The organism is Salinicola sp. MH3R3-1, from assembly GCF_001937155.1.
Classification (GTDB): domain Bacteria; phylum Pseudomonadota; class Gammaproteobacteria; order Pseudomonadales; family Halomonadaceae; genus Salinicola; species Salinicola halophyticus.
Window position 1 is genome coordinate 119,678 of sequence record NZ_MSDP01000017.1, and the last position, 19,591, is coordinate 139,268.

The following is a 19,591-nucleotide window of genomic DNA, read 5'->3' on the forward strand; positions in this document are numbered from 1 at the left end:
GGAACAATCAATCGAACGGATTGCGCAACACGATCGTTTCATTCCGGTCGGGGCCGGTAGAGATGATGTCGATGGGGGTACCTACCTCCTCTTCCAGAAACGCAATATAGGCCCGTGCGTTGGCCGGTAGACCGTCGATAGTCCGCACCCCGATGGTGGATTCGCTCCAGCCCGGCAGATCGTGATAGAGCGGCTCGATCACTTCGTAGCCCTCGGAGTCCACCGGGTTGTCGATGGTCTCCCCATCCTTGCTGCGATAGCCGACGCAGACGCGGATGTTCTCGAGACCGTCGAGCACGTCGAGCTTGGTCAGACAGATGCCGGAAACCGAGTTGATCTGCACGGCATGGCGAAGGGCCACGGCATCGAACCAGCCGCAGCGGCGAGCGCGACCGGTCGTGGCACCGAACTCATGGCCCTTTTCGGCCAGATGGCGCCCGAACTCGTCGAACAGCTCGGTGGGGAACGGACCGGAGCCGACGCGCGTGGTGTACGCCTTGGTGATACCCAGCACGTAATCGAGATAGAGCGGACCGACGCCAGAGCCGGTGGCCGTGCCGCCAGCAGTGGTATTGGAGCTGGTGACGTAGGGATAGGTACCGTGATCGATATCCAGCAACGAACCCTGGGCGCCTTCGAACAGGATGTTCTCGCCGGACTTGCGAATATCGTGAACCAGCGAGACCGTATCGCAGACCATCGGCCGCAGCTCTTCGGCGAACGCCATCGCCTGGTCGAGCACTTCCTGGAAGTCGACGGCCGGCTCACCGTGATAGCGAGTCAGCACGAAATTGTGATAATCGAGCACCTCCCCAAGCTTTGACGCGAAGCGCTCGCGGTGCAGCATGTCGCCCAGGCGCAGGCCCCGACGCGCGACCTTGTCCTCATAGGCAGGGCCGATCCCGCGACCGGTCGTACCGATCTTGGCGACGCCTCGCGCCTTCTCGCGCGCCTGATCGAGACGCACGTGGTAAGGCAGGATCAATGGACAAGCCGGCGACAGCCGCAGGCGCTCGCGCACCGGCACGCCCTTGGCCTCGAGCTCCTTGATCTCCTCCATCAGCGCTTCCGGCGACAGCACCACGCCATTGCCGATCACGCAGATATTGTCATCGCGCAACACGCCGGAGGGAATCAGGTGCAGGACGGTCTTGTGGCCGTCGATCACCAGGGTATGACCGGCGTTGTGCCCGCCCTGGAATCGCACCACGGCGCTGGCAGACTCGGTCAGCAGATCGACGACCTTACCCTTGCCTTCGTCGCCCCACTGAGTACCCAATACGACTACGTTCTTGCCCATTGCTCTCGTCTCTCGATCAACCCGTCGCGAACTCGTCATGCCTCGCGATCCGTTTTCGGTACCGGCATCGGCCTCTGCCGACGTCAGCCTAGTTCAGCGGCGCCACACGCCATTCGTCCGCTTGGCGCACCAAGTGACGATTGCAGCGATGTGACTCCGGACCCGTGCGCTGACCGGGCAGCGCCTGGATGACCCGCTCGCCCTGGGCCCGCAGGCGGCTGACCGCGTCATTGAGCGCGGCATCCTGCTCACTGGGCGCCCAGATACCATCCGTCGGCGGCTCCCGTTCGGCCAGCGTCGCGAGCTGCTTGAGGTCCATGGAGAACCCGGTGGCCGGTCGGGCCCGGCCGAAAGCCTGCCCGGTATCGTCATAGCGACCGCCTTTGCTCAAGGCCTGACCGTAACCCGGCACGTAAGCGGCGAACACCATTCCGGTGTGATACTGATAGCCTCTGAGCTCGGCCAGATCGAAGTAGAGCGACACCTCTGGATGCTCGGCGGCGACACCGCGATGCAACCGTACTAGCTGCTCCAGCGCCTCCTGCACGGCACTCGGCGCTTCGGCCAGTACCACGCGGGCGTGCTCGAGGATTTCCGCCCCGCCGTGAAGACGCGGCAGCTCGCTGAGCATGCGCGCCAGATTGGCGTCCTCGACGTTGGCCGCCACCAGCTCGTCGACGACGGTGAACGCCTTGCGCTCGATGGCGTCGAACAGCGCCCGCTCGACGTCGGCACGCCAGTCGGCAGCCCGCACCAGCTCGCGATAGATCGCGATATGGCTCAGCGCCAGATGAACCTTGCTGGCGCCCGCCGCCTCGAGACTCGACAGCGCCAGGCGCAGCACTTCGATATCGGCTTCCAGCCCGGCGTGTCCGAACAGTTCGACACCGACCTGCATCGGACTCCGACCGCCCTGATGCTTGTCAGCCTGAGCCCGCAATACCGTCGTGCAGTAGCACAGACGTACCGGCCCCTGACGCTTCAGCGAGTGCGCGTCCATCCGCGAGACCTGGGGGGTCACGTCGGCACTGGCGCCCATCATTCGGCCGGTGAGCTGATCAGTCAGCTTGAATGTCTGCAAGTCGAGATCGGTGCCGGTACCGGTCAGCAGCGAGTCGAGGAACTCGACCGGCGGCGGCATGACCAGGTCATAGCCCCAGCGGTCGTAAAGGTCGAGCAGCGTCCGACGCAACTCCTCCATCCGGGTAGCCTGCGGCGGCAGGACTTCATCCATGCCGTCGGGCAGCAACCAGCGGTCAGCGATCGTCATGAGCCTATCCTGCCCAGCTAATTCGGGGATGACTGGACGGTGAATAGCCGTCCCGCCATGCCATGATAGTCGCGGCACAAGCCCTCGCGCGGCCGGCTCCCGAGCGAAAAAAGAGGCCGCCAGGAACGCGCCGTGCTAATGCATGCCGCACAAAAAAGCCGGGCGAAACCCGGCTATATCATGATATCACGAAACGCCCGCGGGGAAATCCCGCGGGCGTTCGATTTCCTACACTCCCCATTCCCCCCTCAAGGCGAAGTCGAAGCCGCAGGTGTAGGGTCTTTCAGATACCGGAAGAAGTCATTGCTATCCGGGCTCAGCACCAGCAAGTCCTTGCCTTCGCCGCTGAAGCTGTCGCGATAGGCCTGCATGGAGCGATAGAACGAGAAGAAGTCCGGAGCCTGCTGATAGGCACTGGCGTAGATCTTCGCCGCCTGTGCATCGCCTTCACCGCGGGTGGTTTCCGCCTGCTGACGACCGTCGGCCAGAATTTCCTGGCGCTGGCGATCGGCATCGGCACGGATCGCCTCGGCCTGCTGGGACCCTTCCGCACGATAGGTTCGCGCTGCCTGTTCACGCTCGGAGTTCATCCGCTCGTAGACAGCCTGGGTCACCTCGGGCGGGAGCTCGATGCGCTTGACGCGAATGTCGAGGATATGGACCCCCAACTCGTCACGCATCGCCTGATCGAGCTGCTGCACCGGCTCGACCATCAGCTCTTCCCGGGCGCCCTCGACAGTGTCGGGGCCCTTGTCCTTGCCTGGCAGTTCCTTGTCGTCGCTCTCGGCGGCGATTCGCTCCTGAATGATCGAGGACATTTCAGTCTGACCGAACTTGTTACGCAACGCTTCGTCGGTTCGCGGCGCAATCAGGTTCTCGGCCACCTGAATATCCCCCCGCGTCGCTTCGTAGAACTGCTGCGGATCGGCGATCTTCCATTTCACGAAAGAGTCGACGATGACCGCCTTGGAGTCCGCCGTCAGATAGCGTGTCGCGCTGGAGTCGACCGTCTGCACGCGCACATCGAAGATCCGCACGGTGTTGAACACCGGCAGCTTGAAGTGCAGGCCGGGGCCGATATCGTTCTCGATCACTTCGCCGAAACGCAGCTTGATGGCACGCTCGGTTTCGTTGACGACGTAGAAGCTGGCACTGGCAAACCATGCCAGCAGTGCCAGAACGATGACCCCAATCAGGGCGCGATTGTTAAACATTAGCGACCCTCCCGCAGGCTGGAACTACGCGTCGGCTGCTGCGAGCCACTATTCATGTGATCGACTACCTGTCGTGATATCTGTTCGAGCTGTTGCATGCTCATCGACGAGGAATCGCTCTTGCTGCTGTTGCCACCGGCCTGCATCTGGTTGAGCGGCAGCACGGTCACCCCGTTGGCGTCGCCGAGATCGACGAGCGCCTTGGGAGTCTTGCTGAGTACCTGGCTCATGGTTTCGAGATAGAGACGCTCACGCGTCACATCCGGCGCCTGCTGATACTCACCCAGCAACGAGTTGAAGCGATTGGTCTGACCCGTGGCATCGGAGACCGAAGCCGCCTTGTAACCGTCGGCTTCCTCGATCAGACGCCGCTGCTGCCCCTTGGCTTCGAGCACCACCGCCTGACTGTAGGCGTTGGCCTGGTTGATCGAGCGCTGGCGCTCTTCCCGGGCACGAATGACATCGTCGAAGGCGTTCTGAACCTGATCCGGCGGCGCGGTCGACTCGACGTTGACCGTCTGCAGTCGCAGGCCGGTGCCGTAGGCTTCCATATAGGCCGTCAAGCGCTCGAAGACCCGCTGCCCCAAGCGATCACGACCCGTGGTCAGGATCTCCTGAAGATGCATGTTGCCGACTTCCTGGCGCAACGCGGAATCCATGGCATTCTGCAGCGTCATCTCCGGCTCGTTGACGTTGACCAGAAACGCATGCGAATCGCTGACCACGTATTGCGCGGAGACACTGACGTGAACGATGTTCTCATCGCTGGTCAGCATCGAATCCGTCTGCGTTGCCGAGCGAATACTGGTCACGTTGACGTTGTCCACGCGATCGATGATCGGCGGATTCCAGTGCAGCCCCGGATTCAGAGTGTCGGTGTACTTGCCAAGTCGGAATACCACACCGCGCTCGGACTGGTCGATCAGATGGAAGCCGGATCCGGCCCAGATCACCAGCGCGACGATCAGCACTAGAATCGGCAGTATGAAAGGGTTGCGCTTGCGGCCATCGGACCCGTCGCCGCCGGAACCACCGCCCGAACCGGAACGCTTGCCGCGGCCGCCCAGCAGGCGGTTGATCTTGTCCTGAAATTTTTTCAGGGCCTCATCGAGGTCCGGCGGACCCTGGTTTCTTCCGCCGTTGTTGCCACCGCCATTTTTGCCATCATTACCACTCGGGCGCCGGCCCCCACCGCCACCCCAGGGGTCCTGTTGGTTGTTGCCACCACCAGGCTCATTCCAAGCCATACCTAGTCTCCAATGATGCAGTCAAAGCGTTGCGTCAGGCCAAAGCGTTACGCATGGCATCGGGAGCCGCCGTGGCGGTGCACTGGCGTGCAAAAGGTCAGTTCGAACTGATGTCGAATCGCTCTTGGCCTGCATCTTCGGGCCTGATCATCAGACCACGAAGCTCCCCCGCGTAGTTTTCCTCACCTCAGACCTGTTCCCAATCGGCAACCGGCGTTTTTTCCGAGGCGGGCAAGTAATCATCGGCGCGTTCATCCAAGCGAGCCATCATCTGCATAAACTCCCGCCGGGGCAAGCGAATCTCCAGATTCGAGCGGCCGTGCTCGTCGAACGTTTCGTTTTGTACGGCTTGCGATTCGTGCAGCGCCGCTCGTAGTCGACCTTGCTCGGGCGTCAGCGTCAAGCGGATATCGAGAATATCCTCGGCCAGCCATTCGCCGAGCGCCTCGCGCAGCAGGTCGAGGCCCTCACCGTCGCGCGCCGACAGCCAGACCACCTGCGGAAATCCGTGATCGTCGCGCTCGATCCGCGGCGAAGAGCCCAGCCGATCGATCTTGTTCATCACCAGCAGCCGCGGTACGTCGTCGGCGTCGATTTCGGACAGCACGCTGTCGACCTGGGCGACATTGAGCTCACGGTCGGGATCGGCGGCATCGATCACATGCACGATCAGGCTGGCCTCGGTGGCCTCCTGCAGCGTGGCGCGGAAGGCCTCGACCAGCTTGTGCGGCAGATGGCGAATGAACCCCACCGTATCCGCCAGCACGACATCGCCGACATCCGGCACATCCAGGCGCCGCAGCGTGGGATCGAGCGTCGCGAACAGCTGATCGGCGGCGTAGACCTCCGCCGAGGTGATCGCATTGAACAGCGTCGATTTGCCAGCGTTGGTATAACCGACCAGCGATACGCTCGGTATTTCGGCCCGGGCCCGGGCACGCCGATTCTGATCGCGCTGCTTGCGAACCTTCTCGAGACGCTTGTTGATCGACTTGATCCGGCCGCGCAGCAGCCGGCGGTCGGTCTCGAGCTGGGTTTCACCGGGGCCGCGCAGGCCGATACCGCCCTTCTGACGCTCGAGGTGAGTCCAGCCGCGTACCAGCCGCGTGGACATGTATTCGAGCTGGGCCAGTTCGACCTGAAGCTTGCCTTCATGGGTGCGCGCACGTTGCGCGAAGATATCGAGAATCAGCCCCGTTCGATCGAGCACGCGACATTCGAGCGTGCGCTCGATATTACGCTGCTGGGAGGGAGACAGGGCATGATTGAAAATGACCAGTTCGGCCTGGTGGGTCTTGAGAGCGGTCTTGACCTCCTCAAGCTTGCCACTGCCGATGAAATAACGAGGGTCGGGGCGGCGCCGACTCCCCTGAATCAGGGAAGCCGACTCCGCCCCGGCAGAGCGCACCAACTCGAGGAGTTCACCCGAGTCTTCGCGTTCCTGCTCGTCCTGGAAGTCCACATGGACCAGAATCGCCGTTTCGCCGGCGTCGGGACGTTCGAAAAACAATCACTACCTCTCGATTAGCTATCGAGTCCGGGCGCAGCGGCGGGATCCTGCGGCGGCAACCGGACATTGCGGGACGGTACGACCGTCGAAATGGCGTGCTTGTAAACCATCTGACTGACGGTGTTGCGCAACAGGATGACAAACTGATCGAAAGACTCGATCTGCCCCTGCAACTTGATGCCGTTGACCAGAAAAATGGACACCGGGATGCGCTCCTTGCGCAGAATATTCAGGTACGGATCCTGAAGGGACTGTCCTTTGGACATGTTGCTCTCCCTAATGCTGTTATGAGTGGTGCTGTTTTAGTTGCGCGGCGCTTCGTTCTGACTCGGCATCACGCCGGGCGCATTGCATGCTTCCGGCATCCGTCTCGACGAAGCCCGCCATTTTACGCTAACTGCCTTGGTCACGCACGATTTTCGCAATCTGCTCACCCACGTCCGACGCGCAGCTATCGACCCAGTGCAGCTCTGGCCAGCGCCGCAACCAGGTCAGTTGCCGCTTGGCCAGCTGACGAGTGGCGGCGATACCCTGCTCTCGCAGCGTGTCCCGATCATGGACACCTTCCAGATACTGCCAGGCCTGACGATAACCGACGCTGCGCATCGACGGTAAATCGGCGTGAAGATCGCCCCGCTGCTTCAATGTAGCCACTTCCTCGAGAAAACCATCGGCGAGCATGGCATCGAAGCGCGTCGCGATACGCTCATGCAGTACGTGACGCTCAGCCGGTGCGAGAGCTATGGACAACAGACGCCAGGGAAAGTTTTCGCGCTGCTGACGCTGCCAGTGCTCGGACAGCGTCACGCCGCTGACGAGATAGACTTCCAGCGCCCGGATCAGGCGCTGACGATTGCGCGGGTGGATGGCCTGCGCCGCCTGGGGATCGACCCGGGAAAGCTCTTCATGGAGGGCCTCGAAGCCCTCGTGCTCGCCGCGATGGTGCAACTGCTCGCGCAACGCCGGATCTGCACCCGGCATGGCGGCGACGCCCTCTATCAGGCGCTTGGCGTACATCATCGTCCCGCCCACCAGCAGCGGCATTTTGCCGCAGGCGGTTATCGCCTCCATCTCGCGAAGTGCATCGACACGGAAATCCGCAGCTGTGTAGATCTCGGCAGGATCGCGAATATCGATTAGCCGATGTGGCGCTCGTGCCAGCTCGTCGGCGGAAGGCTTGGCCGTACCGATATCCATGCCGCGATAGACCATCGCCGAGTCGACGCTGATCAGCTCGGTGCCGAAGCGCTGATGCAGCGCGATCGCGTTATCGGTCTTGCCGGAGGCCGTGGGGCCAAGCAGCAGAATCGCCGGCGGTCGATTATCGCGTCCCGAGCCGGTTGGCACCGAATTATCAGGGGTCTCGTCGTTCACGCGATCACCATCCTCGCGCAAGGGCGCCCTCGATCACTGGCCACGGAGGAATAACTTGTCGAGCTGCGTCATCGACATCTCGGTCCAGGTGGGCCGGCCATGATTGCACTGACCGCTGCGCTCGGTGCGCTCCATGTCGCGCAGCAGCGCGTTCATTTCGGGCAGCGTCAGCAGTCGATTGGCGCGGACGCTGCCGTGGCAGGCCATGGTACTGAGCAGCTCGTTGATGCGCGTCTCGAGCCGGTCAGAGCGGCCATAGCGCTCGAGATCGCCGAGCATGTCGCGGATCAGCGGTTCGATATCGGCGTCTGCCAGCAGCGCCGGAACCTGTCGGATCAACAGCGTTTCGGGACCGGCGGCATCGAGCGACACTCCCAGCCGGGCAAACGCCTCGCGTTCCTGTTCGGCGACTTCGGCCTCGCCGGCACTGACCGCCATCGATACCGGCACCAGCAGCGGTTGCGCGTCGAGTGCACCGGCGTGAATCTGTTGTTTCATGCGTTCGTAGACGATGCGCTCGTGGGCGGCGTGCATATCGACGATCACCATGCCCCGCTCGGTCTGCGACAGAATGTACACACCGTGCAGCTGGGCCACCGCGTAGCCCAGCGGGGGCGCCTGGGTATCATCGGTTTGCGCAAGCGTCGTCACCGCCGCTGCCGGCCGCTCCCCGAGCGCCACATCGGCGGCCTCACCGCCGGGCGCACCTGCACCATCGGCACGTGGAGTGAGCAACGACGATTCGTGATCCGGATGCAGCGCGTGGTAGCCGGCCATGAATTCGCGGATTCGCTGCGCGGCAGGACGATCCGCCCGCTGCGATTCAGGGCTCGACGAATACGATCCCGCGCCGCCTCCGTGCTGCCCGGCCAGGGACATGCGTTGCTGCTGCCAGTCCGAACTGCCTTGGGTAGCGCCATCCGGGCCGACCAGCGGGCTATTCGCCTGCCCTTGGTCGACGCTCGCCGACTCGTCGCCCGCGCCCGCCTCGCTGTCGTTGGGCTTCACCGAAGCCAAGGCGCGATGCAGGCTCGAAAACAGGAAGTCGTGAACCAGACGGCCATCGCGAAAGCGCACTTCATGCTTGGTCGGATGCACGTTGACGTCCACCACCCGTGGATCGAGCTCCAGATACAGCACGAATACCGGGTGGCGCCCATGGAACATCACGTCACGATAGGCTTGACGAATGGCGTGTGCGACCAGGCGGTCCCTGACGATACGGCCGTTGACGAAGAAGTACTGCTGATCGGCCTGCGCCCGCGAATAGGTCGGCTGGCCAACCCAGCCCCACAGCCGCAGCCCCGTCGCCTCCAGGTCGACGAACAACGCTTCGTTCAGAAAGCGTTTGCCCAGCATCGCGCTGATTCGCCGCTCCCGGCCGGCCTGATCCACCGCCACGCCGGGCAGCTGATGCACCACTTTCTGGTTGTGACGCAGCAGCCAGGTGATGTCGAAACGCGATAGCGCCAGGCGCCGAAAGGCCTCCTCGACGTGGCCGAATTCGGTCTTTTCGGTACGCAGGAACTTGCGCCGCGCCGGCGTATTGAAAAACAGGTCGCGCACCAACACCGAGGTGCCGCGAGGATGCGGCGCCGGCGTGACCCGGGGCTCCATCTGCCGGCCTTCGGCGACGACACGCCAGCCCCCTGACGGATCATCGGCAGCATTGGAGATCAACTCCAGACGCGATACCGAGCTGATCGATGCCAGCGCTTCGCCGCGGAAGCCCAGGCTGGACACATCCTCCAGATCGTCGAGCGAGGCGATCTTGCTGGTGGCGTGACGCGAAAGCGCCAGTGGCAGATCGTCCGCGCCGATGCCGATGCCGTCGTCGCGCACCCGGATCAATCGTGAACCGCCCGCCTCGAGCTCGACCTCGATGCGTCGGCTACCGGCGTCGATGGCGTTCTCGACAATCTCCTTGACCACCGAGGCCGGCCGCTCGACCACCTCGCCGGCGGCAATCTGGTTGGCCAGCCGGGGATCGAGAATGCGGATGCGTGATGACTCAGCCATCAGCGAACTCCCGTGCGTTGCTACGCTCCCGAGCAGAACTCGGCCTCATGGAATGGTCAACACCTGGCCCACCCGAAGAATATCGCTGTCCAGACCGTTGGCCTGCTTCAGCGCCTTCATGCTGATGCGATGACTGGACGCCACCTGGGACAGCGTGTCGCCGCCCTTGACGCGATACTCGTTACTGGCGCTGCCGCGGCCCTGATCGCGCTGCCACGCCAGCAGGCTCGAGGGCGGCGGATGCTGCTTGAAGTGCGCGACGATACCCTCGTAGATGGCCTGGGCCAGCTTGGCCTGGTGCGCCGACGACTTGAGCTGTGCCTCTTCACGCGGATTGGAAATGAAGCCGGTTTCGACCAGCAGTGACGGAATATCCGGCGATTTCAGCACCACGAAGCCCGCCTGCTCGACGCTGGACTTGTGCAGCTTGTTGATTCGCCCGAGCTGGTCGAGCACCTGACCGCCCGTCGCCAGCGAGTCGTTCATCGTCGCGGTCATGGTCAGGTCGAGCAGCACGCCGCGCAGCACCTCGTCCTTGTCATCGAGGCTGAGACTGCCGTCGACGCCGCCGATCAGGTCGGACTGGTTCTCGCTGGCCGCCAGCCAACGCGCGTTCTCCGAGGTCGCGCCACCTTGAGACAGGGCATAGACCGAGCTGCCATAAGGCTGCCTGCTGCGCACCGCGTCGGCGTGAATCGAGACGAAGAAATCCGCTTTCTGCTGGCGGGCGATCAGGGTGCGCTGACGCAAGCCAACGTAATAGTCACTATCCCGGGTCAGAAACGCCTTGAACCCCGGCGTCTGGTCGAAGCGCTGCTTCACCTTGCGGGCGATCTGCAGCACGATGTCCTTCTCATGCGTACCGTCCGGCCCCGAGGCGCCTGGGTCCTCGCCCCCATGACCGGGATCGACGGCAACGATGATGTCGCGCTTGGGGTGGGGCTGCGCTTCGGCGGTCGATGCCACCGCTTCGGCCTTCTGCGGGTTACCCTCGGCAACCGCTTCGGTCTGTGCCCGCTTCGCGGCAATTTCCTGATCGCGGATCATCGCCTCGATGGGATCGATGGGATCCTTGACCGCGCTGGCGCCAGGATAATCGAGATCGACCACCAGACGATCGCTGTACTGCTCGTTGGGCGGCAGGGTAAAACTCTTGGGGACGACGGCGCGGTCGACATCGAGCACGACACGCAGCCCGCCACTTTCGCGCACACCGGTGCGCACCTTGGAAATGGCGCTGTCGTCCAGCTCGAGCTTGTCAATGTCGAAGTTCAGATCGGTGCGGTCGAGATCGATGACGACTCGATCGGGATTATCGAGAGTAAAGACATTGGCGTTGACCGGCCCTGACATGTCGAACACCAGCCTCACGTGATCCGGCGCCGACCATAAGCGTAGGTTATCCACGTTGACCGCCTGGGCCTGGCCGACAACCCCGAGACAGCACAGCGAGGCCAGTGCGACCATCAACCGACGACCGATTTCGAAATTCCGGATCCGATCGCCGCCGCGTCGAATCCACCCCGTCACGAAGGTCACCAGCAGCGTCAGTGGCAGCAGCGCCCTCAAAACGCCAACACGGTATCGCGTCGAGACATCGCACGGTGAAGTCGCGGTCGTGGGCGATATCTCTCGAACATCTTTCAGCATTCATCTTCCTTGTGACTGACGGGTACTTCACCGCTCATCGAATCGCGCAACTCCACCGGCAGGCTAGCCAGCACGGCGTGCCCACGCGGGCTCCGCGCCCTTGCCAGCGCTTGGCGGCCACCAGCCACCACCTCGAGATGGAGCTCCAGGTCCGGCACCGGCAACCAGCCAGCGCCGCGGCTGGGCCATTCGATCAGACACAGCGCGTCGCCGCCAAGCATGTCGCGCGCACCGATGAACTCCAGCTCCTCGGGATCGCCCAGGCGATAGAGATCGAGATGGTAGACGCAGCCCGTGGCGGTCTCGTAGGGCTCGACGAGTGTATAGGTCGGGCTCTTGACGGCACCGGCATGACCACAGGCACGCAGTATGCCCCGCGCCAGCGTGGTCTTGCCGGCGCCGAGATCACCGATCAGGTGAACCTGGCCGCGACCGGCCAGCGCCCGGCCCAGGGATTCTCCCAAGGCTACCTGGGCGGCTTCATCGTTGAGAATGATCGGCATGACTCGGAAATGGTTGAGGGTTGGCCAAAGTTCGCGCATAGGATGCCAGATCGGTCGCCAGCAAACCACGCTCGCCGCCATCCAGGGCGGCAGCGTCGGCCGCCAACGCATGCAGCAGCACCCCGACCCTCGCCGCCTCGCCGAGCGAGGAGAGCTGGCCGACCAACCCGGCGATGATGCCGGTCAGCGCATCGCCCATGCCACCACTGGCCATGCCGGGGTTGCCGAACGGGCACAGCGTGAGCCGTTCGCCGTCGTAGACCAGCGTGCCCGCGCCCTTGAGTACGATCGTCCCGCCCCATCGCCGCTGCAGGGCAACGACGGCGCAACGCCGATCCTGCTGAACCTCGGCGGTGGAAATCCCCAGCAGGCGCCCTGCCTCGCCGGGATGCGGCGTCAGGATCCAGTCGTCGCGGCGGCGCTGGGTCGCATCGCGCGCCAGCAGATTGAGCGCGTCGGCGTCGACCACGCAAGGTTTGCCTGCCGCGAGCACGCTCTGCAGCGCAGCCTGGCCCCAGGCATCGCTGCCGATTCCCGGGCCTACGGCGAGGATATCAGCAGCCTCGACCAGCGGTTCGAGGTCCGGCGCGCCGCGCACGCCTCGCGCCATGATTTCGGGAAACCGGGTCAGGCTGGCCGAGACATGCGCGGCATCGGTGGCCAGGCTGACCTTGCCGGCCCCGACCCGCGCCGCCATCTCGCTGGTCATCAGCGCGGCGCCGCCCATACCCGGCGCACCGGCTACCACCAGCACGTGGCCGTGACTGCCCTTGTGGCTATTGGGTGATCGCGGCGGCAGCGCCGTTGCCAGATCCTGGCGATCCTGCCGCCAGGCGACCGGCACGATATCGCCATGCCGCAGGGGGTCCACGCCGAGCGTGGCATGGATGACCTCCCCGACCACGTCGAGCGCCGCGCCGGTATGCAGCCCGAACTTGTCGCCGATGAAGGTGATCGTCAGCGTCGCCTTGATCGCCTCGGCTTCGACATGGCCGGTATCGACATCGACGCCGGACGGCACATCGATGGCCAGCACCGGGCAGCCGCTGGCATTGACCTCGGCGATCGCGGCGTCATAGGGCTCGCGAGGAGCTCCTTGAGCGCCGGTACCCAGCATCGCGTCGATCATCAGCTCGCCGTCGAGGGTCAGCCCATCCTCCCACGCTACCGGCACGACACCGGCCTCCGCTGCCAGCGCTGCCGCTTTTCGCGCGCTGCCCTCGAGCTCGGCAACCGGCTTGAGAGCCACCAGATCGACCATCAGACCATCGGCGACGGCCAGCGCCGCGATGACATAACCGTCGCCACCATTGTTGCCACCGCCGCACAGCACGCATAGACGACGTAGCTGAGGCCATCGGGCGCGCAGCGTGTCGTAGGCCGATTCACCGGCACGCCGCATCAACGCGAAGCTGTCCCCCTCGGCTTCGAGGGCTCGGCGATCCAGTTCGCGCACCTGATCGGCAAGATAGAGCGGGCGCTGAGAGAAAGAAGCGGACATCGTGACTCCTGTCGTCTTCCAAAAATTGCAGATGACCCCGGAGGCCATGGATAAACGCAACCCATGATGACCGGTGCTGCCGAACGCCAATGCGGACGACGTTCGGCTGACGTCAAACTGAAGAGTGGTGTAGGGTAGCGCCCCCATCCCCATCAGCGTTTCGGCGGTATGTCACAGCCACCCAGCATCGATCTCAATGAGCTCGCCTCACGCATCAAGCAGTGGGGACGAGAACTCGGCTTCCAGGCGATCGGTATCACGGATACCGATCTGTCGAACCATGAGCGCTACCTGCAGCGCTGGCTGGAAGCCGGGCATCACGGCGAGATGCACTACATGGCCAAGCACGGCAACAAACGCACGCGGCCTCAGGAACTCGTGCCCGGAACGTTACGCGTGCTCAGCGCGCGCATGGATTATCTGCCGCCCGAGGTCGAAACCACCAAGATACTCGGACAACCGCAGAAAGCGTATGTTTCACGCTACGCCCTCGGCCGCGACTATCACAAACTGATCCGCAAGCGTCTCGATCAACTGGCCCGCAGAATCGAGGACGAAGTCGGCGAGATCGGCTACCGCGCCTTCGTCGACTCGGCGCCGGTGATGGAGCGCGCTTTGGCCCAAAAGGCCGGGCTCGGCTGGTTCGGCAAGAACGCCATGCTGCTCAACCCCCAGGCAGGTTCGCTGTTCTTTCTCGGCGAACTGTATACCGATCTGCCGCTACCGGTGGACCCGCCCTTCGAGCGCGATCACTGCGGTTCCTGCTCCAGCTGTCAGACGGCCTGCCCGACGGACGCCATCATCGACGACAAGGTGATCGACGCCCGGCGCTGCATCTCGTATCTAACCATCGAGCTCCACGGCAGCATCCCCACCGAGTTTCGCCGGGCCATGGGCAATCGTGTCTACGGCTGCGACGACTGCCAGCTGTTCTGCCCTTTCACCCGTTTCACCCGCGCCAGCACCGAGCCGGATTTCGCCCCGCGCCACGACCTCGACCGGGCCGAGCTGATCGATCTGTTCGCCTGGAGCGAGATCGAATTTCTCAAGCGCACCGAAGGCAGTCCGATCCGACGCATCGGCTATCAGCGCTGGCTTCGCAATCTCGCCATCGGGCTGGGTAATGCGCCCTGGAGCGAGCGCGTCGAGAGCGCGCTCCGGGCGCGTCTCGCCTACCCCTCGGATCTGGTGCGCGAACATGTGCGCTGGGCGCTGGAAGAGCAACGCACCAAGCGCGAGGCACGTATCGCCAGCGCCTGATGTCTTGCGACGATGCCGGGGCCAGCGTTCAGCTCGGCAACTTGAGGAAAGTCTCGCGATAGTGCTTGAGTTCCGCCAACGATTCCCGAATGTCGTCCAGCGCCTGATGCGTGTTCTGCTTGGTGAAGCTGCTCGCCGCCGCCGGATTCCAGCGTTTGGCCAGCTCCTTCAACGTCGAAACATCCAGATTGCGGTAATGAAAGAAATTGTTGAGCGTCGGCATCTCTCTTTCCATGAAGCGGCGATCCTGATGCACGCTGTTGCCGCATACCGGCGAGCTGCCGGGCTCGACGTAGGTCGCCAGAAATTCCAGCGTACGGCGCTCCGCTTCCGAGGTATCGACGGTGCTTTCACCAACTCGTTGGATCAGGCCGGATTCGCCGTGGGTCTTCTGGTTCCAGGCATCCATGCCTTCGAGCAGCGACGCCGGCTGGTGCACGGCCAGTACCGGCCCCTCGGCGATCAGGTTCAGATCGCCATCGGTGATCAATGTTGCCACCTCGATGATGCGCTCTCGATCGGGATCGAGACCGGTCATTTCCAGATCGATCCAGACCAGCAGGTCACGGCGGGCGCTTGAAGTGGATGGGTCAGACATGAACGACTCCAGGTTGGTGTAGCCCGGCAAGGAACGCGGGCGGACACGGCAAGACGGTAAAGGCTACAATGCCCGCCATTCTACCCTCAGGGCACAACGGGAGAGCAAACCCATCCGCCAGACAACGACAACCATGAGTCATCATAAGCCATGAGCCGCCGCAAACTGACCCGCCAACAGCGCTGGCGTGTGGAGAAGATTCAGGCAGAACGCACCGAACGAGCGTCAAAAAAGGACGAGCGCGACAGCGGCCGCCTCGATGCCGGCGAATACGGCAGCGAGCGCCCCGGACGGGTCGCCGCGCACTTCGGCCGTTCGCTGGAGGTCGAATCCGTCGAAGACGATCAGATTCGCCTCCACCGCTGCCACCTGCGCGCCAATCTCGAAGGGCTGGTGACCGGCGACCAGGTGATCTGGCGTCAGGCCAACGATGGCAGCGGCGTCGTAGTTGCCCGGGGCGAGCGCCACAGCGTGCTCGAGCGCCCCGACACCCACGGCCAGTTGCGCCCGGTTGCCGCCAATATCGATCAGATCCTGATCGTCGTCGCGGTCGAACCGGAACCGCATCCCAACCTGATCGATCGTTATCTGGTCGCCGCCGAGAGCACCGGCATTCCGCCGGTGCTGGTGCTCAACAAGAGCGATCTACTACCCGATGAGGGTGGCGCGCTGCGCGACTGGCTGAGACGCTACGATGCGCTGGGCTATCCGCTGATCGAAGCCTCGGCACGCGGTGAGCACGGCCTCGACGCCCTGCACGGTCAACTGGCAAATCGCACCTCGGTATTCGTCGGTCAGAGCGGCGTCGGCAAATCGTCGTTGATCGACAAGCTGCTTCCCGAGGAGACGCTGCGGATCGGCGAACTGTCGACGGACACCCGCAAGGGCAAGCACACCACCACCACCGCCCGGCTCTATCCGTTACCTCCTGCGGAGAATCTCGACGTAACCGAAGCCGAAGGCAGTCGACGAGGCGATCTGATCGACTCCCCCGGGATCCGCGAGTTCGGCCTGTGGCATCTCGACGAGCGCGAACTGGCCGAAGGCTTCATCGAATTCCGACCCTATCTCGGCCACTGCCGATTCCGTGACTGCCGCCATCGGCAGGAACCCGGTTGCGCCCTGCTGGGAGCCGTCGAACGTGGCGATATCCATCCTCAACGTTTCGCCAGTTTTCAGCGCATCAGAGACGACATCGCCGCGTCCTGAGACGCGGCGATATCTGATCATCCATAAATGCCTGAGCTGACTCATTCAAACAGTACCAGGTCACCACTGACGAAGCCGCTACCGTCCTCCTGCACGTTACTCTTGAGGGGCAAGCCCCTCAAACTCCCCTTTTTGACGCCACAGAACGGCGGACTCCGAACGCTAGAGCGTCTGCGCTCGGGTCGGCGCGAAAGGGCATCCTGCCCAACGCGCCTCTCGCGTCATCCATGACGCGAGACCCGGCTCGACGCTCTGCGTTCAGCGCCGTTCTGGAAGGCGTCTAGGGTGCGAGACTTCGAGCAAATCAACTAGGCTCATAAATGCAACGCCGCGCCCTGAGATGCGGCGATTGCTTAAGAGCGGCCTGAGCGCAGGCCGTCTGGATCAGCCCTCGAACAACATCAAAATGGACAGGAAGAACAGCACCCACATCGCCGGGCGCACTTCCTTCGACTTGCCCACGCCGACCTTGACCACCACGAAGGTCAGAAAGCCGAACACCACCCCGTGGGTGATCGAATAGGTCAGCGGGATCAACATCATCGCCACGAAGGCCGGAATGGCATCGTCGTACTGCTGCCAGTCGATGGTCCGGATCGGTGACAGCATGAATACCCCGACCATGATCAGCGCCGGCGCGGTAGCGATGGCGGGAACCAGCGCCAGCAACGGCGACAAGAATAGAAACGGCAGGAACAGCAGCCCCGCGACCACGGCGACCAAGCCTGAACGCCCGCCCTGGCTGATACCCGCGGCGGATTCCACGTAGGCATTGGCCGGGCTGGTGCCTAGCGGCGCGGAGATCAATGCCGAGGCCGCGTCCACCATCATCGAGCGGCGAATGTTGCGCGGCTCGCCGTCAGCGTCGAGCAGGTTGCCCGCCTGACACACGCCGATGAAGGTCGACATCGCATCGAAGAAGGTGGTGAACAGAATCACGAAGATGAACGGCCAGTAGGCGATCGACAACGCGCCGAGGAAATCGACCTGCCCCATGGCGCCGAAATCGGGCCAGGCGAAGATGCCGTGGAAGTTGACCAGTGTCGGCGAACCGGTGGGCGACATGGCGCTGGCGTCGCCCCACAGACGACCGATGGGAATGGCGATGATCGTGGTGACGACGATACCCAGAATCAGCGCACCCTGCAGGCGTTTTGCCACCAGCACCGCGGTGATGCCGAGACCGATCAGAAAGGTGACCAGGGTCGGCGTCATCTCGCCGAGGCCGACCACCGTGGCCGGGTTGGAGACCAGCATGCCGGCATTGACCAGCCCGATCACGGTGATGAACAGCCCGATACCGCAGGCGATGGCGTGGCGCAGGGTCGCCGGGATCGCATCGACCACGTAGCGACGCACGTTGAACAGCGCCAGAATTCCGAACAGCACCCCGGACCAGAATACGCAGCCCAGCGCGGTCTGCCATTCGATACCCGCGCCCAACACCATGGTGTAGGTGAACAGCGCATTGATGCCCATGCCCGGTGCGACCAGGATCGGGTTGCGCGCATAGAGACCCATCATCACGCTGCCGAAGAAGCTGATCAGTACGGTGGCGGTCAGCGCGCCGGCGAACGGCACACCCGCACTGGAAAGGATCGAGGGGTTGACCACGATGATGTACATCGCCGCCAGGAAGGTCGCGATGCCCGCCAGCACCTCGGTTTTGACCGTCGTTCCCAGCGAGCGCAGAGAGAACATTTTTTCAAGCACGCAGCAATCTCCTGGCAATCATGATTGTTATTGGTAACGCGAGTCGCGTCGGTAAATTTTGTATACGAAACTAGTTCCAATAAAAAGGTCCTGGAGCCATTCCGTTCAAAAATACATCCCGCCCGATTCTTACGGACGACCGGACCGGCGTATTGGCACCACTCTCGAGCGGCGCGCAGTATAACGAATCCTTCCGTTGCAGCCACCCGCCTGCAATCGGGTCGCTACCCGAGAAGCGAGCGTGTGTGCCATCATCGTAGCCATCGCCGCATGACGATCACGACACAAACGATCACGACAGGAGTCACCGCTCATGAGCTCGGAAATTCCTCAGTTGCCGCTGATTGTGGATCCGGCCACGCTTGCGCAACATCTCGAAGATCTACACCTGCTGATCATCGACGTTCCGCTCAAGGCCGAAAGCTACGAATCGGGTCACGTGCCGGGTGCGATCTTCCTCGAGTCCCGTCGCCTGCTGGCCGGCACGGGCGAAGTGCCCAACGATGTGCCTTCCGAAGCCGCCCTGAGCGCGCTGTTTTCCGAACTTGGGCTGACCCCGGAGACCCATGTCGTCGCCTATGACGACGAGGGCGGCGGCTGGGCCGGGCGTCTACTGTGGACGCTGGAACTGATCGGGCATCGTCGTTACTCGTATCTCAACGGCGGCATTCACGCCTGGCGTGCCGACGGTCAGCCGGTTGCCACGACGCCGGCAACACCCACCGCCAGCGAATACGAAGCGGCCTATCTCAACCCTCGAGCCCAGATCCGGCGCGAGGAGCTGATCGAGCGTCTCGACGACCCAGATCTCGCGATCTGGGACGCCCGTTCCGATGAAGAGTATCGGGGCGTGAAGGGCGACAACCGGCAGCTCGGGCATATTCCCGGCGCGGTCAATTTCGACTGGCTGGACGTGATGGATAAAGATCGCGACCTGCGTTTTCGCGACTATGCGGAGCTCGTCACCGAACTGGAAGCTCGCGGCCTGACCCAGGACAAGGAGATCGTCACCCACTGTCAGACCCACCACCGCAGCGGGCTGACCTGGCTCGCCGCCAAGGCGCTCGGTTATGACAACGTTCGCGCCTACCCCGGCTCGTGGAAGGAATGGGGCAATCGCGACGATACCCCCGTCGAGAAATAGTACGAGTAGCTCGTAGCTCGTAGCTCGTAGCTCGTAGCTCGTAGATCGTAGCTCGTAGCTCGTAGCTCGTAGCTCGTAG

At 63.2% G+C, this 19,591-nt stretch carries 16 protein-coding genes; 3 read left to right on the plus strand and 13 right to left on the minus strand.

Annotated features, from left to right (window positions below):
• Nucleotides 1-7: 7 nt before the first annotated feature.
• The 11 genes from BTW08_RS11210 to BTW08_RS11260 form a co-directional block, all read right to left on the minus strand.
• Nucleotides 8-1,300, minus strand: coding sequence for an adenylosuccinate synthase (locus BTW08_RS11210; RefSeq protein ID WP_075562610.1), 1,293 nt, complete (start codon nucleotides 1,298-1,300; stop codon nucleotides 8-10).
• Nucleotides 1,301-1,388: 88 nt separating this feature from the next.
• A complete protein-coding gene (locus tag BTW08_RS11215) occupies nucleotides 1,389-2,570 on the minus strand; it encodes an ATP phosphoribosyltransferase regulatory subunit (protein WP_075562611.1) in 1,182 nt (393 codons plus the stop codon).
• A gap of 248 nt (nucleotides 2,571-2,818) precedes the next feature.
• On the minus strand, nucleotides 2,819-3,784 hold the full coding sequence (gene hflC, locus BTW08_RS11220; protein ID WP_075562612.1) for a protease modulator HflC: 966 nt from the start codon (nucleotides 3,782-3,784) through the stop codon (nucleotides 2,819-2,821).
• Entirely contained in the window at nucleotides 3,784-5,031 is a 1,248-nt protein-coding gene (gene hflK / locus BTW08_RS11225; RefSeq protein ID WP_075562613.1) for an FtsH protease activity modulator HflK, read from the minus strand. Before hflK ends, hflC begins: the two co-directional genes overlap by 1 nt.
• 187 nt (nucleotides 5,032-5,218) lie before the next feature.
• Nucleotides 5,219-6,541 carry a ribosome rescue GTPase HflX gene (hflX, locus tag BTW08_RS11230; protein WP_075562614.1) on the minus strand — a complete coding sequence of 441 codons (1,323 nt, stop codon included), beginning with the start codon at nucleotides 6,539-6,541 and terminating at the stop codon, nucleotides 5,219-5,221.
• A gap of 14 nt (nucleotides 6,542-6,555) precedes the next feature.
• Nucleotides 6,556-6,807, minus strand: coding sequence for an RNA chaperone Hfq (gene hfq / locus BTW08_RS11235; protein ID WP_075562615.1), 252 nt, complete (start codon nucleotides 6,805-6,807; stop codon nucleotides 6,556-6,558).
• Between the two features lie 127 nt (nucleotides 6,808-6,934).
• On the minus strand, nucleotides 6,935-7,915 hold the full coding sequence (gene miaA, locus BTW08_RS11240; protein WP_246837712.1) for a tRNA (adenosine(37)-N6)-dimethylallyltransferase MiaA: 981 nt from the start codon (nucleotides 7,913-7,915) through the stop codon (nucleotides 6,935-6,937).
• Between the two features lie 33 nt (nucleotides 7,916-7,948).
• Complete coding sequence (mutL, locus tag BTW08_RS11245) at nucleotides 7,949-9,934, minus strand: DNA mismatch repair endonuclease MutL (RefSeq protein WP_075562616.1); 1,986 nt, start codon at nucleotides 9,932-9,934, stop codon at nucleotides 7,949-7,951.
• 45 nt (nucleotides 9,935-9,979) lie between these two features.
• Entirely contained in the window at nucleotides 9,980-11,401 is a 1,422-nt protein-coding gene (locus tag BTW08_RS11250; protein ID WP_075562631.1) for an N-acetylmuramoyl-L-alanine amidase, read from the minus strand.
• 176 nt (nucleotides 11,402-11,577) lie between these two features.
• Nucleotides 11,578-12,087 (minus strand): tRNA (adenosine(37)-N6)-threonylcarbamoyltransferase complex ATPase subunit type 1 TsaE, encoded by a 510-nt coding sequence (tsaE, locus tag BTW08_RS11255; RefSeq protein WP_075562617.1) that lies wholly within the window; start codon nucleotides 12,085-12,087, stop codon nucleotides 11,578-11,580.
• Nucleotides 12,065-13,588 (minus strand): NAD(P)H-hydrate dehydratase, encoded by a 1,524-nt coding sequence (locus BTW08_RS11260; RefSeq protein ID WP_075562618.1) that lies wholly within the window; start codon nucleotides 13,586-13,588, stop codon nucleotides 12,065-12,067. The genes tsaE and BTW08_RS11260 overlap by 23 nt, the downstream gene beginning before the upstream one ends.
• A 168-nt stretch (nucleotides 13,589-13,756) precedes the next feature.
• Between BTW08_RS11260 and queG the strand changes: the two genes are divergently transcribed.
• Nucleotides 13,757-14,848, plus strand: a complete 1,092-nt coding sequence (gene queG / locus BTW08_RS11265; protein WP_075562619.1) for a tRNA epoxyqueuosine(34) reductase QueG — start codon at nucleotides 13,757-13,759, stop codon at nucleotides 14,846-14,848.
• Between the two features lie 28 nt (nucleotides 14,849-14,876).
• Here the strand turns inward: queG and orn are convergent, their stop codons facing one another.
• Complete coding sequence (gene orn, locus BTW08_RS11270; protein WP_075562620.1) at nucleotides 14,877-15,446, minus strand: oligoribonuclease; 570 nt, start codon at nucleotides 15,444-15,446, stop codon at nucleotides 14,877-14,879.
• A 150-nt stretch (nucleotides 15,447-15,596) separates the two neighbouring features.
• On the opposite strand from orn, the gene rsgA reads away from it, so the two are divergent.
• Nucleotides 15,597-16,655 carry a small ribosomal subunit biogenesis GTPase RsgA gene (gene rsgA, locus BTW08_RS11275; RefSeq protein WP_075562621.1) on the plus strand — a complete coding sequence of 353 codons (1,059 nt, stop codon included), beginning with the start codon at nucleotides 15,597-15,599 and terminating at the stop codon, nucleotides 16,653-16,655.
• 384 nt (nucleotides 16,656-17,039) lie between these two features.
• On the opposite strand, the gene BTW08_RS11280 is transcribed toward rsgA, so the two are convergent.
• Nucleotides 17,040-18,356, minus strand: coding sequence for an NCS2 family permease (locus BTW08_RS11280; RefSeq protein WP_075562622.1), 1,317 nt, complete (start codon nucleotides 18,354-18,356; stop codon nucleotides 17,040-17,042).
• A gap of 325 nt (nucleotides 18,357-18,681) precedes the next feature.
• Here BTW08_RS11280 and BTW08_RS11285 point away from each other — a divergent pair, with 325 nt between their 5' ends.
• Complete coding sequence (locus tag BTW08_RS11285; protein WP_075562623.1) at nucleotides 18,682-19,512, plus strand: sulfurtransferase; 831 nt, start codon at nucleotides 18,682-18,684, stop codon at nucleotides 19,510-19,512.
• Nucleotides 19,513-19,591 lie beyond the last annotated feature (79 nt).

Bases quoted from the DNA above. Each gene is read 5' to 3' on its own strand.
- rsgA (WP_075562621.1), top strand. From the start codon at position 15,597: ATGAGCCGCCGCAAACTGACCCGCCAACAGCGCTGGCGTGTGGAGAAG.
- tsaE (WP_075562617.1), bottom strand. From the start codon at position 12,087: ATGCCGATCATTCTCAACGATGAAGCCGCCCAGGTAGCCTTGGGAGAA.
- mutL (WP_075562616.1), bottom strand. From the start codon at position 9,934: ATGGCTGAGTCATCACGCATCCGCATTCTCGATCCCCGGCTGGCCAAC.
- BTW08_RS11250 (WP_075562631.1), bottom strand. From the start codon at position 11,401: ATGGTCGCACTGGCCTCGCTGTGCTGTCTCGGGGTTGTCGGCCAGGCC.
- BTW08_RS11260 (WP_075562618.1), bottom strand. From the start codon at position 13,588: ATGTCCGCTTCTTTCTCTCAGCGCCCGCTCTATCTTGCCGATCAGGTG.
- hflC (WP_075562612.1), bottom strand. From the start codon at position 3,784: ATGTTTAACAATCGCGCCCTGATTGGGGTCATCGTTCTGGCACTGCTG.
- BTW08_RS11210 (WP_075562610.1), bottom strand. From the start codon at position 1,300: ATGGGCAAGAACGTAGTCGTATTGGGTACTCAGTGGGGCGACGAAGGC.
- queG (WP_075562619.1), top strand. From the start codon at position 13,757: ATGTCACAGCCACCCAGCATCGATCTCAATGAGCTCGCCTCACGCATC.
- BTW08_RS11215 (WP_075562611.1), bottom strand. From the start codon at position 2,570: ATGACGATCGCTGACCGCTGGTTGCTGCCCGACGGCATGGATGAAGTC.
- hflK (WP_075562613.1), bottom strand. From the start codon at position 5,031: ATGGCTTGGAATGAGCCTGGTGGTGGCAACAACCAACAGGACCCCTGG.
- BTW08_RS11280 (WP_075562622.1), bottom strand. From the start codon at position 18,356: ATGTTCTCTCTGCGCTCGCTGGGAACGACGGTCAAAACCGAGGTGCTG.
- hfq (WP_075562615.1), bottom strand. From the start codon at position 6,807: ATGTCCAAAGGACAGTCCCTTCAGGATCCGTACCTGAATATTCTGCGC.
- BTW08_RS11285 (WP_075562623.1), top strand. From the start codon at position 18,682: ATGAGCTCGGAAATTCCTCAGTTGCCGCTGATTGTGGATCCGGCCACG.
- orn (WP_075562620.1), bottom strand. From the start codon at position 15,446: ATGTCTGACCCATCCACTTCAAGCGCCCGCCGTGACCTGCTGGTCTGG.